The sequence below is a fragment of the Streptomyces sp. NPDC097981 genome, from assembly GCF_040302565.1.
Classification (GTDB): Bacteria; Actinomycetota; Actinomycetes; order Streptomycetales; family Streptomycetaceae; genus Streptomyces.
The window spans coordinates 107,974-124,106 of the sequence record NZ_JBEORW010000014.1 but is presented as its reverse complement, the minus strand read 5'-3'; the positions used below and the strand labels follow the sequence as shown (position 1 = coordinate 124,106).

The window sequence follows — 16,133 nt, the reverse complement described above, 5'->3', positions numbered from 1 at the left end:
GGTCACCCGAGAGGGTGGCCGCCCTGCGGCGTTCTGCTATCCGGTCGGCCGGAGGTACGGCTGCAGGTGGTGCAGCCGGGTCCGGGGGTCGGGGTGCGTGGAGAGCATCCGGGCCAGGGCGCCGGGCTCACTGGACGCCCTGCCGGTTTCGGCGAGGACCCTCTGCTTCTCCCGCTCCTCGGCGGCCATCGTGTCGTGCAGCATCTGTGAGAGCTCCTGCGCGAACCCGAGGCCGGCGGCGTGCGCGTCGGCGCGGAGCTCGGAGCGCCGGCCGACCGCGGCCAGGAAGTACGGCATGGCCAGGAGCAGCAGCGGAAGGCCGTACGTCGCGGTGATCGTCGCCAGGGTGACCGCGCCGACGACGATGACCAGCGCGCCGGCGGCGAGGACGGAGAAGAGGCTGGCCGAGCGGATCAGGAACACCGTGGCCCCGGAGAGGGCGCGCCAGGTGATCCGGCTCGGCAGCCCGTACCACCAGCCGAGCAGCCCGGACCAGGCGTGGCCGCCGGTGTGGTGGCCGAGCTCGTGGGCCAGGACGGCGGCCAGCTGGGACCGGGGCAGGTTTTCGAGGGCGAAACGGGTGACCCCGACGATGTGGCCGGCGGCCGCGTACGCGTTGACGTGGTCACTGTTCTCGATCCACAGCTCGTAGCGACTGCCGTCGATCCCGGCGCGGGCGGTCACCTCCCGCCAGACGGGGGTGAGCCCGGCGAGCTCCTGGGGCAGCGGGCGCTGCAGGCGCAGCAGGCGGCGGGCGAGGAGGTCTTCACTGGGCCGGTGGAAGACGAGCGCGCCCGAGGCGATCCAGGCCAGGGCGGGCAGCCACGCGGGTATCCCGGTCAGGCCCTCCATGATGGCGGCGGCGATCAGCACGAGCAGCAGGCTCACCAGGAAATTGGGGACGAGGAGGGCGAGCTGGCCGTAGGCGGTGGCGTCGGCGGTGCGCTGCTTGGCCTTGTAGAACACGCGGGTGCCGGGGGCGTGCGCGTAGGCGAGGTCGTCCGGGGGCGGGCCGGTCGGGGCGGGGGGCGTAGAAGGCGGCCGGGGTGGGGCCGCGGGGTAGACCGGTGACTGCTGCGGTGGGGCCGTCGGGTAGTTCGGTGTTGCCGTGGTCGTCGGGTACTGCGGGGCCGGCGGGTAGACCGGTGTTGCCGTGGTCGTCGGGTACTGGGGGGCCGGCGGGTAGGCCGGTGGCTGCGGGGCCGGGGGGTAGGCCGCTGGCTGCGGCGGGTACGCGGGTTCGGGTGGCTGGTGCATGGTCAACCTTCCGGGCGGGGACGTCAGCCGATGAGCAGGCCGAGGGGCTGGAGAGCCACACCGACGACGAAGGCCAGCAGGCCGGCCCGGATCCACTGGTGCTTGCGGGCGGCGATGCGGCTGTTCGCGGCCAGGGCGGCCATGAGGGAGGCGGCGGGATCCCGGTCGGTGGCGGCGAGCGCCTCCGCCAGCCGGCCCTGGCGGACCGCGGACCTGATGTCGCCGAAGTACGTGAGCGGGGTACCGGGCTGCCAGTCGGCGGAGCCGTACCGGGGGACCACGGCCAGCAGCAGGGCGGGCAGCGCCAACGCGAGCGCGACGATCCCGGCCCACCAGACCACGGCGCCGGCGGCCGAGAGGGCGCCCGGCCGCCAGCCCTTCCCGGCGAGCAGTGCCCCGATCACCCCGGTGGTCATCCCGAGCGCCCCGACCAGTACGGACGCCTTGCTGTCGGCGCGGGCCTGCTCGCCGCGGAGGTCGGCGAGCAGGCGGGTGGCGGCATCGGTACCAGTGGGCTCGGCCGTGGTCATCGAGGCTCCCCGTCGGCCGGCTCCTCGTCCTCGTCCTCGCCGTCCACAGGCCGTACGGGAGCCTGTCCGTACCCCGGTGGCGGCTGCCAGGCGGGGAAGACGGACGGAGGACCGGCGTACGGGGGAACCTGCACCTGCGCCTGCGGTGGGGCCGTGGGCATCGGCGGAAGAGGCGGACCCGGCGGCATCGGCGGGACCGCGGGCACTTGCGGCGCGGCGTCGGTGGGTGCGGCGGCCCCGGGCTGGTCCGCCGGGTCCGCGGGCTCCCCGGGCGGCGGGTTCATGTACAGCTGCCGTGGATCCTGGACCGCCGGGACCCCCGGAAGGCGCTGGGTGAGGATGTCGTTGACCGCTTGGAGGGCGAGCCGCTTGGGTCCCTCCAGCTCGAAGTCCTCCGCGCCGTCCGCGCCCAGCAGCTGACCCACGAGACCCATCTGCGCCTGGATCAGCCGAAGCTGGTCCTCGCGCATGCTGTTCATCACCAGCGCGGAGTCCTCCGGGTGCCGAGCCAGGTGCAGCGCCCACTGCTGCACCCCGCCCTGCTCCAGGTGGTGCTGGTAGAACGCGATCTTCTGGGACTCGAACTGCTGCCGTTCGATCTCGTACCGGCCGCGCAGCAGCTCCTGCTCCTGCTCCCAGTGTTGCCGCTGGACCTCCAGCTCCTGCTGCAGGCGACCGTGCTCCAGCGCGCGGGCGGCCATCAGTGCGTCCTGCTGCCGCCCGCGCGCGTCCACCTGGGCGTCCACCTCGCCGCCGACCTTCGCGGTGAGGATCGCCTCGGCCGCCTGGTGGCTGATGGCCTGGAGCCGGTTCTGGTGGTCGATGTTGGCCTGGTCGCGACGCAGCCGTACGGTCCACGACACGTGCAGGCCCTCCTCCTGGCCGAACGCTCCCAGGGCCCGTACCGCCTCGATCAGCTGCCTCTCCGCCGCCCCGCTCTGCTCGATCGCAAAGCCCCGGGCCACCGGCCGGGCCGCCTGCTCCAGCTCGCCGAGCAGCATCTTCGGGACGTCCCGGCAGCCGCTGCCGACGAACCGGGCCGGGTCCTTGACCTGCCACAGGAGCTCGACCTCGACCCCGAACTCCAGCGCGTCGTTGTCGCTGGGCAACCGGATCTCGGCGCGGGCCGGATGGACGCCCATGTCCACCTCGTACACGGCGGTGTAGTACCGCATGGAGCCCGGACGGTTCGGCGGGAGGTACACGTCCAGCGTGCCCATGGGGGTCACGAAGACGGCGGCGCAGTCGACGCGGATCGCCGTCCGGCGGACCGCCTCGAACATGCCGAGCTGCCGGACGGTGATCACCGGGTCGACCAGCTCACTGTGGCGGCTCGCCTGCTGGTCCCACTCGGGCGGGCGACGGAAGTCGAACATGGTACGGATCTCCTTGGTGGAACGGGTCTTCGGTGGGGCGTCGGTGATCGTTCAGCGCGGCGGGAGCACGCTCCGCAGGCGGGCCGCGACCGCCGGCGGGGTGCCGTCGTCGGCGTGCAGGGTGCGCAGCAGGTAGTCCAGCCGCCGGGACTCGTCCGGCGCGCCGGACAGCAGCGGCAGGAGCGCGGCGAGCGCCCACTCGGCCGTCGTGTCCCGGTCCGCGTTCAGCACCCAGCCGCGCAGCACCCGCTGTGCGTGCTCGGTGGTGGTGCGCTCGCCGAGCGCGCCGCGCCACAGCTCGGCGATGCCCCCGGCGGCCGCCGAGCGCTCGCCGGCGGCCCGGGCGAACCAGTCGAGGACCAGCGGACGTCCGTACTCCGCCTCCCCCTCGGTCCGCTCGCACGCTCCCAGGAACCCCCCGACGGCGAGTGCGTGCGTGTCCGGGTCGTCCTCGCCGGTCCGCAGCAGCTCGGCCAGGACCAGGTCACCGGCGTCGGAGAGCAGCAGGAGCCCGAAGGACTCGGCGATCTCGGCGAGGAGCAGCACGTTGGGCGGCTTGTCCGGCCGGTCCTGGGCGCGGGCCGCGCCGCGCAGCGCGGCGATGGATTCCACCGGGCGCTCGGGACCGATCAGTCCTTGGGCGCGGATGGCGACCCAGCTGCGGCGCGCGTCGCCGTGCGCCCGGCACCAGTCGTCGACGATCCGCGGGATGTTGGGTACGCCGATCCCGTGGGCGAACCACAGGGCGCTGACGGCGACCAGCCGGTGCCGGTAGTTCTCCGATGCCGCCCACGGCTCGATGACCAGGGCCATCGCGGACGGCAGGTCGGTGTACGCGAGGACGGCCACGGTGGAGGCGGCGCGGGTACGGACCAGCGGCCGTCCGTCGGCGGCGAGCACCTGGAGCCACGCGATGAGGGCCGGCCGGGCCGACGGGTGCTCGGTCCACACCACGCGCAGCAGCACCGACCAGGCGCGCTCGTCCTGGAAAGCCGCCACCACCTGGGTGACCGGGCCCCATTCGGAGTGCTCTTCCACCTCCTCGTAGACGCGGGCGCGGGCCAGTTGCAGCCGTTTGTCCATGCGGGTGCCGAAGACGGGGACGGCGGGCGGTCGGTCCGGCTGATCGGTGCGCAGCAGGAACGCGTAGAGCAGGTCGCTCAGTTCGGCGGTCAGCGTGTACGGGCCGTCGTCGAAGGCCGCCAGCGCGATCAGGAACGCCTTCTCGCGCAGGTGCAGGGTGGCTTCGTCCTCCTCGAACCACTCTTGGACCTGCCGTTCCACGGCGTTGACGGAGTAGTGCTCGACCTCCTCGGCGCCGGCCTGCCCGATGTGGTGCCGGACCAGGAGGGCGGCGAAGCCGACCACCTCGCGCAGCTGGTGGGAGCGGCCGAGGAACTCTGCGACGGCGGGCAGGGCGGACAGCCGCCGCGCCGCGCCGTCGCCGGCGAGCCGCCGCAGCCGCTCGGTGAGCACGTCGCGGGCGGCGGGCGGGGTCCACTGGTGCGTGGGTACGTCGTCCAGGTGCGTGCCGGGCCCGGCGGTGACGACCAGGTAGCCGTCCGGGCCGAGCCGGGCGCGAAGTGCCAGGACGTCCGCCTCGCGCAGCGGCCGGTCCCGGCGGGTGATCAGATCGCACACCACGTGGCCGCGGACCCCGGGGGCCGCGGCCGGGGATGCGCCGGGGTCGCCGATCCGGGCGGCGAGATCCCTGGGCGAGGTGGCGCGGTCCAGCGCGTGCACGGGGGAGGCGCCCAGACGGTGCAGCAGGGTGAGGGCGGCGGTGCGGCGGCCGGTCGAGGGGAGCCCGGTGATCACCAGGACGTGGTCCTCGCGGAGCTTGTCCAGCAGCGCCTCGAAGGGGGTGCCCTCGGTCACGAACCCGTCGGCGAGGAGCCGCAGGGTCTCCGCGGGGATCTCGCCGGCGGCCTGGGCTCCGGTGCCGGAGCCCACGTGGTAGTTGCTGACGTGGATGGAGCCGACGGTGCCCTGGTTGACGCCGAGGATCCCGCCGTGGGCGCCGCCGGCCATCCGGATGGCGCGGGGGCTGTGGTTGGCCAGGTCCTGGCGCAGCAGCCAGGCGTTCTGGCCGGGCTCGTCCCCGGCCGAGGTCTCGGGCTCCGGCGGGGACGCGGCGTCCGGCTCGGCGGGCGCGGGCGCAGGGGCCGGTGGCGGTGCGGGGGCCGGGGTTTCCTCGTCGGAGCTCACCGCAGGTCACCGGCGCCTGGCCGGCCAACGGTGATGTTCGAGACGTCTCCGATGGAGCCGATGGAGCCCTGGTTCAGGCCGATGACCCCGCCCGTCACGTCTCCCCGGACGGTGACACCGTCCCGTGGCTGCGGTGCCGGTGGCCTTGGGGGTTCATGCGCGGCGGGCGCGGATCCCCTCCCGGCGCCGGAGTCCCCCTCGGGCTCCGGCGCCGGGACCCCCTGCGGCAGTGGTCCGTACAGCCAGGCCTGCAGCCGGCCGTTCTTGCTGGGGACGTCGACCGGGCGGAACTGCTCGGCCGGGATGCCCGGGTGACCGTGGCGGACGATTCCCGCATGGACCTGGTCGGCGATGCACAGGGCGAAATCGTCGGCGCGCTCGCGCAGGGCCGCACGCAGCAGGTCGCCGTCGAGCAGGCGGCAGGCGGTGTTGAGATCGGTGCCGACCCAGCCGTCGAACTCGTCCACGGCGACGAAGCCGGTGGCGAGGACGGCACGCAGCCGGATCTGGGCCGAGCTGGACGCGAGCCGGTTGACCGCGCGCAGTTCGTGCCCGACGTCGTGGAGCAGGGCCCGCAGCAGACCCGGGACCGGCGCGTTGGCATCGATCATCACCAGGACGCCGTCGCCGCGGTCCGCCCGCAGGTGCCGGGTCTGGTCGATGTCGGCCTTGCGCAGCAGGGCATCGACGACTCCGTAGAGCATGCGGCGTAAGTAGCCCTGTTGGATGTCGTCGCGCTCGCTGAACCGTTCGATGTCGAGCAGGAGCAGGGTGCGGTTCACCGGTTCGGTCATGGTCGCCTTTCACGGGGGCGCGTCGTGCGGGCTGCGAGGGCTGCACGGGGATGCGGGAACAGCGTGGGGCCGGCGGTGGCCGGGGTGTGAGGACCGATGACGCACTCGCTCTGTGACGGAGTGCACTCAGAGGGCGCTTCCCGGCCGAGGCTCACGGGGCGCCTCGCGGCCGGCGATCCGCAGCAGCGCGTCCGGCCGTACGATCACCAGCGCGCGCCGACCGGTGCTGACGACGCCGCGGTCGCGGAGTTCCTTGAGCTTGCGCTGGACCATCTCGCGGGAGGCCCCCACGGCCCCGGCCAGCTCTTCCTTGGTCAGCGGCACCGTGAGTTCCACGCCCTCGTCGGTGCGTCTGCCGTGGGTGCGGGCCAGGTCGAGCAGGAGCACGGCGAGCCGCTCGCGCACGTCCATGGAGGCGAACTCCAGTCGTCGCTGGTCGGCGGCGCGGGTCCGGTCGGCGGCGAGGCCGAGCAGGGTGAGGGCGGCCCGCGGCGAGCGGGCGAGGAACTCGCGGAAGAGCCCGTGCTCGACGGCCACGGTGTGGACCGCTTCGAGCGCGGTCACGGTGGCGGAGCGGGGGCGTCCGGTCAGGGCGGCGGACTCGCCGACGATGTCGCCGGGGCCGCGGAGGGCGAGCAGGGCCTGGTAGCCGTTGGCGGCGGAGGCGGTGACCTTGGTCCAGCCGTGCAGGACCAGCAGGACGTGGGAGGAGGGTTCGTGCTGGTGGATCAGGGGAGCCCGGGGCGCGAACGTCAGCTCGCGGCCGAGCGAACGTAACGCCGTGCCGTCCTCGTGCTCCAGCCGGGCGAGGAAGGGGACCCGGTCGTCCAGTCCTCCGTCGCCAGGGAGGTGTGCCCAAGCCATGTGCTCCCCCAGGTCATCAGGCCGGTCAATGTACTGACAACGAGGAGGGCGTGGTTCCGGAATCCGAGATCTCGACGTGCCGGACTCGCGCCGGGCCCGACGGGAGGGCGTCGGGTCAGGAGGACCGGCGGCGGCGCACCCCCGTGACCGTGACCGAGGCCAGGGCGAGCAGCCCGACGGCCGCTCCGGCCAGGCCCGGGGTGAGGCCCCTCGGGGTGAAGGTGCAGGAGACCTTCTCCGTGCCCGGGGAGAGGGGGAGGGAGACCAGGCCGTGGAAGTCGCGGATCGGGGCCGTGCACTGCCAGCCCGGGATGTCGGTCATCGCGAAGACCGCCGTGCCCGTGGCGCCCTTCGGGAGGGTGGCCTCGATGGTGTGGCCGCCCGCCGAGACCTTCGTGGCGCCCGTGGCCCGCAGCCCGGCGACCGCCGCGTCCAGGGCGGGGCGGTCCAGGCAGCCGATCGGGTGGTCCCCGGCCGTGGTGTCCTTCGTGCCCGTGCGCACCTCGACCGACACCGTGCCGTCCGCCGGTACCGGGCCGAGCTTCACGACTCCGGTCATCCGGTCCTCCAGCGGGCGGGACGAGCCGCCGAAGGCGAGGGTGCCGTAGAGCTCGGGGGAGAACCAGTACGCCTCGGAGCCCGGGGTGCACCGGGCGGTGTACGTCTGCTCCGCGGCGCTGCCGCCCCGGGTGGTCTGCGGGACCTGGTAGACGGTGGCGCCGAGGACGTTCTCCTGGCGGGCGTAGACGCTGCCGGCCGGGTTCGGGGAGGTGTGGCCGGCGCTGCGGACCGTGACCAGGGGAGGGGCGGGGAAGCGGGTGGACGTCCAGCTGTCCTTCGCCGGGCCGGGGCGGACCCGGGCGCCGATCGAGAAGATCGCGTCGAGCACCGGGTTGTCGGCGCCGAAGAAGGTCCGGCCGTCGTTCTTGAAGCCGTAGCCGAGGGGCTCCAGGGCCTTGTACGTGGCCTCCGGGAGGTAGCTGCTGTAGTACTGCGGGCCCTCGCCCCGCAGGGCGAGGGCGTCGTTGTACGAGGTCTGCGGTGCGCCGGAGTCGGTCCGGTACGCGGGCCAGCCGTCAGCGGCCCGGACGGCGTCGAAGTGCTCGTTGACCGACCGGTTCGAGGTGGCGACGGGCTTGGCCCAGCGCTCACGGGCCCGCCGGGCGTCCGCATTGGCGGCCGCCACCGTGGATTCCGCGAAGACCACGCCGATCATGAGGACGGCGGCCAGGGGGATCAGGACGCGGTGCCTCCGGCCCAGGGACAGGAGGGTCAGGGCTAGCAGGGAGACGCCCCCGCCGACGAGCACCGCCGGCCAGGTCCAGCCGCCGAAGTCGTTGGTGTGGCGGAGCACGAAGGTGGCTGCCACCAGCAGGGCGGCCGTCAGCGCCAGGTGGAGCGGGCGCGGGCGGTGGGCCAGGGCCAGCCAGGCCAGGATCACCACCATGCCGCTGAAGACGAAGGTCTCGCGGTACGGGTTGCCGTTCGGCACCGCGAGCCCGTGCCACACGTACTGGGTGGGCGGGAACTGGAACGAGGCGACGACGAGCAGGGCCGCCGCGGCCCACACCAGACGGGTCTTCCTCGCGATGGCCGCGTTGAACAGGAACGATCCGGCGAGGATCAGGCCCAGCGAGGCCACGTACAGCCGCGGCCGGCCGCCCCACAGATGGGTGGCCGGGAGCATACCGGCCAGGAAGATCTCGATCCGCACCGGCGCGAAGGCGCCGGCCTGGGTGGGCTGTGCGGAGCCGCTGGAGAGGAACGACGGCAGCAGGAGCGGCAGGACGAGCAGGATGCCCGTCGCGGCGGCGGTCGAGGCCCGCCACAGGGCGCGCAGCCGCTGTGCGCCGCTCGTGTCGCGGGTGGCCAGGCGGACGGCGAGCAGGACGCAGGCGGCCATCGTGGCCATCATCGCGGTGTAGAAGTTGCCGAACCAGGCGAGCGCGACGAACAGCGCCACCCCCGGCCAGCGGCGTTCCTCCAGGCACCACTCGACGGCGATGCCGAGGAGGGGGAGCGCGACCAGGCCCCACAGCCACATGGGGATGTACGAGGCGTCGCTGAGCGCCCAGCCGCACAGCCCGTAGCAGGCGCCGAGGACCCCGCGCTGCCACCAGGGGCCGGGGTGCAGCTTGCCGAGGTAGACCGTCATGACAGCGGCGGCGGTGCCCATCGTGACCGGGGTGACCGCGAAGACGGCGAGGTCGACGTGGGCGCGCGGGACCAGGACGGCCAGCCAGGAGAACGGGTTGCCGAGGTACGTGTAGTAGTCGGACAGGAACTGCTGGCCGAAGCCGCCGCGCCAGGTGAAGAGCACGTCGCCGGCGGCCTGACCGTGGACCAGGTCCCACAGCGCCCGGTGGAAGGGCACGTACTGGTTGGCCTGGTCGTTGATGGCCCGGCCGGTGTTGCCGAAGGGGAAGGTGCCGCGGGCGACCCAGGCCGAGCAGAACGCGGCCGAGGTGACGAGGAACGCCAGCAGGGGCCCGTACAGGCGGGCGAGCCGCGGGTGCCGGCGGCGAGGCGATGCGGGGACCGGATCGGCCGCCGCCGTCGTCGGCTCCGAGGTGACCGTCCGCAATGTCCCGCTCCCTGGTGGTGGTGCCGTTTGGGGTGAATCGCTGAGGCAGTTTAGTTCGCGGTGGCGGCCGTCCCGTCCGGTGCCGCCTAGCACGCCCTTACCACATCCGCGAGTCGGCGCGGCCACACCCGGGCCTTGCCCAAGCGGCACATGACCGGCAGGGATGTCCCGGGCCTCGCGACCGGGCTTTTGTTTTGACCGGATGGGATGCGGTCGGTACGCTCAGACCTTGTGCCTGGGGTGTGCCTGGGCTCCCGTGCGTGTCCATCAACCGCACGAGAGCCGGATCGGCCACCGCGATCCATGCGTTTCCGTGCTTGCGCGGAGCTCCGCCGGATCCGACACACCCGACCGCGTGGGTCGGCAAAGTTCCAGGTTAGCTTCACTACACGGCACACAGAAACCGGAGAAGTAGTGCCTACGATCCAGCAGCTGGTCCGTAAGGGCCGGCAGGACAAGGTCGAGAAGACGAAGACGCCCGCGCTTGAGGCTTCGCCCCAGCGCCGTGGCGTCTGCACGCGTGTGTTCACGACCACCCCGAAGAAGCCGAACTCGGCGCTCCGTAAGGTCGCGCGTGTGCGTCTGACCTCCGGCATCGAGGTCACCGCTTACATTCCGGGTGAGGGACACAACCTGCAGGAGCACTCGATCGTGCTCGTGCGTGGTGGCCGTGTGAAGGACCTGCCGGGTGTTCGTTACAAGATCATCCGCGGTGCGCTTGACACCCAGGCTGTCAAGAACCGCAAGCAGGCCCGCAGCCGCTACGGCGCCAAGAAGGAGAAGTAAGAATGCCTCGTAAGGGCCCCGCCCCGAAGCGCCCGGTCATCATCGACCCGGTCTACGCATCTCCTCTGGTGACCTCGCTCATCAACAAGATCCTCCTGAACGGCAAGCGCTCCACCGCCGAGCGCATCGTCTACGGCGCCATGGAAGGCCTCCGCGAGAAGACCGGCAACGACCCGGTCATCACGCTGAAGCGCGCGCTGGAGAACGTCAAGCCGTCGCTTGAGGTCAAGTCCCGCCGTGTCGGTGGCGCGACCTACCAGGTCCCCGTCGAGGTCAAGCCGGGTCGCCAGTCGACCCTGGCCCTCCGCTGGCTCGTGGGTTACTCCCGCGCCCGCCGCGAGAAGACCATGACCGAGCGCCTCATGAACGAGCTGCTCGACGCCTCCAACGGTCTTGGCGCTGCCGTCAAGAAGCGCGAGGACACGCACAAGATGGCCGAGTCCAACAAGGCCTTCGCGCACTACCGCTGGTAGTCCCACCCCACATCGAGACCGAGAGAAGACCGAAGCCTTATGGCTACCACTTCGCTTGACCTGGCCAAGGTCCGCAACATCGGGATCATGGCCCACATCGACGCGGGCAAGACGACCACCACCGAGCGCATCCTGTTCTACACCGGTGTGTCGTACAAGATCGGTGAGGTCCACGACGGCGCTGCCACGATGGACTGGATGGAGCAGGAGCAGGAGCGTGGTATCACCATCACGTCTGCCGCGACCACCTGCCACTGGCCGCTCGAAGATGTTGATCACACCATCAACATCATCGACACCCCGGGTCACGTCGACTTCACCGTCGAGGTGGAGCGTTCGCTCCGCGTCCTCGACGGCGCCGTCACCGTCTTCGACGGTGTCGCCGGTGTGGAGCCGCAGTCCGAGACGGTCTGGCGTCAGGCCGACCGTTACGGCGTGCCGCGCATCTGCTTCGTCAACAAGCTGGACCGCACCGGCGCCGAGTTCCACCGCTGCGTCGACATGATCAAGGACCGCCTCGGTGCGGTTCCGATCGTCATGCAGCTCCCCATCGGTGCCGAGGCCGACTTCCAGGGTGTCGTCGACCTCGTCACGATGAAGGCGTTCGTCTGGTCCGCCGAGGCGACCAAGGGCGAGATGTACGACATCGTCGACATCCCGGCCACGCACACCGAGGCTGCTGAAGAGTGGCGCGGCAAGCTGGTCGAGACCGTCGCCGAGAACGACGACGAGATCATGGAGCTCTTCCTGAACGGCGACGAGCCGTCCGTGGAGCAGCTGCACGCCGCCGTCCGTCGCATCATCCTCGGCTCCGGCAAGGGCAAGGGCGAGCCCACGATCACCGCGGTGTTCTGTGGCACGGCGTTCAAGAACAAGGGTGTCCAGCCCCTGCTCGACGCCGTCGTCCGCTACCTGCCGTCGCCGCTGGACATCGAGGCCATCGAGGGCCACGACGTCCGCGACGCCGAGGTTGTCGTGAAGCGCAAGCCGTCCGACGACGAGCCCCTCGCGGCGCTGGCGTTCAAGATCATGAGCGACCCGCACCTCGGTAAGCTCACCTTCGTCCGGGTTTACTCGGGCCGCCTGGAGGCCGGCACTGCGGTGCTGAACTCCGTCAAGGGCAAGAAGGAGCGCATCGGCAAGATCTACCGCATGCACGCCAACAAGCGTGAAGAGATCGACTCGGTGGGCGCCGGCGACATCGTCGCCGTCATGGGCCTGAAGCAGACCACCACCGGTGAGACGCTGTGCGACGACAAGAACCAGGTGATCCTGGAGTCGATGGACTTCCCGGCTCCGGTCATCCAGGTCGCCATCGAGCCCAAGTCCAAGGGTGACCAGGAGAAGCTGGGTGTCGCCATCCAGCGTCTCGCGGAGGAGGACCCCTCCTTCCACGTTCACTCGGACGAGGAGACGGGCCAGACCATCCTCGGCGGTATGGGCGAGCTGCACCTCGAGGTGCTGGTCGACCGTATGAAGCGCGAGTTCAAGGTCGAGGCCAACGTCGGCAAGCCGCAGGTCGCGTACCGCGAGACGATCCGCAAGGCCGTCGAGCGTCACGACTACACCCACAAGAAGCAGACCGGTGGTACCGGTCAGTTCGCCAAGGTGCAGATCGCGATCGAGCCGATCACGGACGCCGATGGTCCGGCGTACGAGTTCGTGAACAAGGTCACCGGTGGCCGCGTGCCGAAGGAGTACATCCCTTCGGTCGACGCCGGTGCGCAGGAGGCCATGCAGTTCGGCATCCTGGCCGGCTACGAGATGACGGGCGTCCGCGTCACGCTTCTCGACGGTGGCTACCACGAGGTCGACTCCTCCGAGCTCGCGTTCAAGATCGCCGGTTCGCAGGCCTTCAAGGAGGCCGCGCGCAAGGCTTCTCCCGTGCTCCTTGAGCCGATGATGGCCGTCGAGGTCACCACGCCCGAGGACTACATGGGTGACGTCATCGGCGACATCAACTCCCGCCGTGGCCAGATCCAGGCCATGGAGGAGCGTCACGGCGCTCGCGTCGTCAAGGGCCTTGTGCCCCTCTCGGAGATGTTCGGCTACGTCGGCGACCTCCGCAGCAAGACCTCGGGTCGCGCCAGCTACTCGATGCAGTTCGACTCCTACGCCGAGGTTCCCCGGAACGTCGCCGAGGAGATCATCGCGAAGGCCAAGGGCGAGTAACTCTTCCGAGTTCACGTTTTAGGCTTGCCACCGGAGCCTCTGGGGCAACAGGAGTCACACTCCCGTTGCCCCGGGGGAACCGGCTATCCAGCAAAGATCACCTGGCGCCGATGAGTTAAGGCGTACAGAACCACTCTCAGGAGGACCCCGTGGCGAAGGCGAAGTTCGAGCGGACTAAGCCGCACGTCAACATCGGCACCATCGGTCACATTGACCACGGTAAGACGACCCTCACGGCCGCCATTACCAAGGTGCTGCACGACAAGTACCCGGACCTGAACGCGGCTTCGGCCTTCGATCAGATCGACAAGGCCCCTGAGGAGCGCCAGCGCGGTATCACCATCTCCATCGCGCACGTCGAGTACCAGACCGAGGCGCGTCACTACGCCCACGTCGACTGCCCGGGTCACGCTGACTACATCAAGAACATGATCACCGGTGCCGCGCAGATGGACGGCGCGATCCTCGTGGTCGCCGCCACCGACGGCCCGATGCCGCAGACCAAGGAGCACGTGCTCCTGGCCCGCCAGGTCGGCGTTCCGTACATCGTTGTCGCCCTGAACAAGGCCGACATGGTGGACGACGAGGAGATCCTGGAGCTCGTCGAGCTCGAGGTCCGTGAGCTGCTCTCCGAGTACGAGTTCCCGGGCGACGACCTGCCGGTCGTCCGCGTCTCCGCGCTGAAGGCGCTCGAGGGCGACAAGGAGTGGGGCGACAAGCTCCTCGGCCTGATGGACGCCGTCGACGAGGCCATCCCGACCCCGCCGCGTGACACCGAGAAGCCGTTCCTCATGCCCGTCGAGGACGTCTTCACGATCACCGGTCGCGGTACGGTCGTCACCGGCCGTATCGAGCGTGGTGTCCTGAAGGTCAACGAGACCGTCGACATCATCGGTATCAAGGAAGAGAAGACCACCACCACGGTCACCGGTATCGAGATGTTCCGCAAGCTGCTCGACGAGGGCCAGGCCGGTGAGAACGTCGGTCTGCTCCTCCGTGGCATCAAGCGCGAGGACGTCGAGCGCGGCCAGGTCATCATCAAGCCCGGTTCGGTCACCCCGCACACCGAGTTCGAGGCCCAGGCCTACATCCTGTCGAAGGACGAGGGTGGCCGTCACACCCCGTTCTTCAACAACTACCGCCCGCAGTTCTACTTCCGTACCACGGACGTCACGGGTGTCGTCACCCTGCCGGCCGGCACGGAGATGGTCATGCCGGGCGACAACACCGAGATGTCGGTCGCGCTGATCCAGCCGGTCGCCATGGAGGAGGGCCTGAAGTTCGCCATCCGTGAGGGTGGTCGTACGGTCGGCGCCGGCCAGGTCACCAAGATCACGAAGTAATTCGTGTTCTGACCTGGTAGCTCGCGCGAGCGGGCACCATGTTTGACAGAAGGGCCCCTTCCCTTCCGCCTCGGCGGCGGGGGAGGGGCCCTTCGTCGTTGCGGGATCCGGGATCCCGTACGCGCACACGGAAGAGGGCCGCACCCCCGATCGCGGGGTGCGGCCCTCTTCGCCGTGTTGCGGGGGCGGCCGTCAGCCGGTCACGCGCAGGGACTCGGTGAACTCCTTGCAGACGGCGTAGTCGGGCAGCAGGCCCGATGCGACGGCCTCGGCCAGCGACGGCGCGGCCTCGTCGCGGGCGGACAGCAGCGGGACGTCCGCCGGCCAGTCGATGCCCAGATCCGGGTCGAGCGGGTGAACCGAGTGCTCGCCGGTCGGGTTGTACGTCTCCGAGCAGAGGTACGAAAGCGTGGCGTCGTCGCTCAGCGCGCAGAACCCGTGGCCCAGGCCCTCCGGGATGTAGACCGCGCGGCGGTCCACGTCGTCCAGCCGGACGCCCTCCCAGCGGCCGAAGGTCGGGGAGCCGACGCGCAGGTCCACGATGACGTCGAGCACGGCGCCGCGCACGCAGGTCACGTACTTGGCCTGGCCGCGCGGTACGTCCGCGAAGTGGATGCCGCGGACCACGCCGCGCGAGGACACCGAGAGGTTCGCCTGCGCCAGGTTCAGCGGGTGCCCGACGACCTCGGACAGCTTGTCGAAGCGGTACCACTCGGTGAACAGGCCGCGCGGGTCGCCGTGCAGCTGCGGGGTGATCTCGTAGGCGCCCTCGATGGAGAGCTGACGGAACTTCACCGGGAGGACTCCTCGTCGAGCAGGCTGATCAGGTAGTCGCCGTAACCGCTCTTGAGCAGCGGCTGAGCCAGTTCGCGCAGCTGCGCGGAGTCGATCAGGCCTGCCCGCCAGGCCGCCTCCTCGATGCAGCCGATCTTGAAGCCCTGGCGCTCCTCTATCACGCGGACGAACTCCGAGGCCTGGACCATGGAGACGAAGGTCCCGGTGTCCAGCCAGGCGGTGCCGCGGTCGAGGATGGTGACATTCAGCTCACCGGCCTGGAGGTACGCGTCGTTGACCGCGGTGATCTCCAGTTCGCCGCGCGCGCTGGGCTTCAGGTCGCGGGCGATCTCGACGACGCGGTTGTCGTAGAAGTACAGACCGGGCACGGCGTAGCGGGACTTGGGCTGGGCCGGCTTCTCCTCGATGGAGATGGCCTGGCCGTTCTCGTCGAACTCGACCACGCCGTACGCCGTCGGGTCCGCCACCGGGTAGGCGAAGACCCGGCCGCCCTTGGCGCCCGTGTGCTCCGCGAGGCGGGTGCCGAGGCCGCTGCCGTGGAAGATGTTGTCGCCGAGGATCAGGGCGACGGACTCGTCGCCGATGAAGTCGGCGCCGAGCACGAACGCCTGGGCGATGCCCTCGGGGCGTTCCTGGACCGCGTACTCCAGGCGGATGCCGAACTGGGAGCCGTCGCCGAGCAGCCGCTCGAACTGCGCACGGTCCTCCGGCGTGGTGATGACGAGAATCTCGCTGATTCCGGCCATGACCAGGGTGGATAGCGGGTAGTAGATCATCGGCTTGTCGAAGACGGGGAGCAGCTGCTTCGAGACTGCCCGGGTCAGCGGCCAGAGTCGGGATCCGGTGCCACCGGCCAAGAGAATTCCACGCATGGCCCAACCCTATGCGAGAGCGCGGGAGGGGCTGCGGTCCGGGCCGGGACGGCGGTGTACGAGCGGCTAGACTCTTCGT

General features: G+C 70.8%; 13 protein-coding genes. 4 read left to right on the top strand and 9 right to left on the bottom strand.

The window, feature by feature from the left end:
* Positions 1–36 precede the first annotated feature (36 nt).
* The 7 genes from ABTY04_RS16410 to ABTY04_RS16380 all read right to left on the bottom strand — a co-directional run bounded on the left by ABTY04_RS16410 (position 37) and on the right by ABTY04_RS16380 (position 9,613).
* Positions 37–1,257 (bottom strand): M48 family metalloprotease, encoded by a 1,221-nt coding sequence (locus ABTY04_RS16410; protein ID WP_352214032.1) that lies wholly within the window; start codon positions 1,255–1,257, stop codon positions 37–39.
* Positions 1,258–1,280: 23 nt separating this feature from the next.
* Positions 1,281–1,787, bottom strand: coding sequence for a Pycsar system effector family protein (locus tag ABTY04_RS16405; protein WP_352214031.1), 507 nt, complete (start codon positions 1,785–1,787; stop codon positions 1,281–1,283).
* On the bottom strand, positions 1,784–3,163 hold the full coding sequence (locus tag ABTY04_RS16400) for a hypothetical protein (RefSeq protein WP_352214030.1): 1,380 nt from the start codon (positions 3,161–3,163) through the stop codon (positions 1,784–1,786). Before ABTY04_RS16400 ends, ABTY04_RS16405 begins: the two co-directional genes overlap by 4 nt.
* Positions 3,164–3,214: 51 nt before the next feature.
* Positions 3,215–5,371, bottom strand: a complete 2,157-nt coding sequence (locus ABTY04_RS16395) for a hypothetical protein (protein ID WP_352214029.1) — start codon at positions 5,369–5,371, stop codon at positions 3,215–3,217.
* Positions 5,368–6,165 (bottom strand): hypothetical protein, encoded by a 798-nt coding sequence (locus tag ABTY04_RS16390; RefSeq protein WP_352214028.1) that lies wholly within the window; start codon positions 6,163–6,165, stop codon positions 5,368–5,370. The genes ABTY04_RS16395 and ABTY04_RS16390 overlap by 4 nt, the downstream gene beginning before the upstream one ends.
* 126 nt (positions 6,166–6,291) lie before the next feature.
* The gene (locus tag ABTY04_RS16385; protein ID WP_352214027.1) at positions 6,292–7,029 is read right to left on the bottom strand and encodes a Crp/Fnr family transcriptional regulator; all 738 of its coding nucleotides are present in this window, start codon (positions 7,027–7,029) and stop codon (positions 6,292–6,294) included.
* Between the two features lie 115 nt (positions 7,030–7,144).
* A complete protein-coding gene (locus tag ABTY04_RS16380) occupies positions 7,145–9,613 on the bottom strand; it encodes a YfhO family protein (protein WP_352214026.1) in 2,469 nt (822 codons plus the stop codon).
* 414 nt (positions 9,614–10,027) lie between these two features.
* Between ABTY04_RS16380 and rpsL the strand changes: the two genes are divergently transcribed.
* The 4 genes from rpsL to tuf all read left to right on the top strand — a co-directional run bounded on the left by rpsL (position 10,028) and on the right by tuf (position 14,387).
* The gene (gene rpsL, locus ABTY04_RS16375) at positions 10,028–10,399 is read left to right on the top strand and encodes a 30S ribosomal protein S12 (RefSeq protein WP_007265893.1); all 372 of its coding nucleotides are present in this window, start codon (positions 10,028–10,030) and stop codon (positions 10,397–10,399) included.
* A 2-nt stretch (positions 10,400–10,401) separates the two neighbouring features.
* Positions 10,402–10,872, top strand: a complete 471-nt coding sequence (rpsG, locus tag ABTY04_RS16370; protein ID WP_007265894.1) for a 30S ribosomal protein S7 — start codon at positions 10,402–10,404, stop codon at positions 10,870–10,872.
* Between the two features lie 39 nt (positions 10,873–10,911).
* Complete coding sequence (fusA, locus tag ABTY04_RS16365; RefSeq protein ID WP_352214025.1) at positions 10,912–13,044, top strand: elongation factor G; 2,133 nt, start codon at positions 10,912–10,914, stop codon at positions 13,042–13,044.
* 149 nt (positions 13,045–13,193) lie between these two features.
* Complete coding sequence (tuf, locus tag ABTY04_RS16360; RefSeq protein ID WP_352214024.1) at positions 13,194–14,387, top strand: elongation factor Tu; 1,194 nt, start codon at positions 13,194–13,196, stop codon at positions 14,385–14,387.
* Positions 14,388–14,579: 192 nt separating this feature from the next.
* Here tuf and rfbC read toward each other — a convergent pair whose 3' ends face one another.
* Together rfbC and rfbA are read right to left on the bottom strand one after the other, a co-directional pair.
* Positions 14,580–15,182 carry a dTDP-4-dehydrorhamnose 3,5-epimerase gene (gene rfbC / locus ABTY04_RS16355; RefSeq protein WP_352214023.1) on the bottom strand — a complete coding sequence of 201 codons (603 nt, stop codon included), beginning with the start codon at positions 15,180–15,182 and terminating at the stop codon, positions 14,580–14,582.
* Positions 15,179–16,054 carry a glucose-1-phosphate thymidylyltransferase RfbA gene (gene rfbA, locus ABTY04_RS16350; protein WP_352214022.1) on the bottom strand — a complete coding sequence of 292 codons (876 nt, stop codon included), beginning with the start codon at positions 16,052–16,054 and terminating at the stop codon, positions 15,179–15,181. The genes rfbC and rfbA overlap by 4 nt, the downstream gene beginning before the upstream one ends.
* Positions 16,055–16,133: the final 79 nt, after the last annotated feature.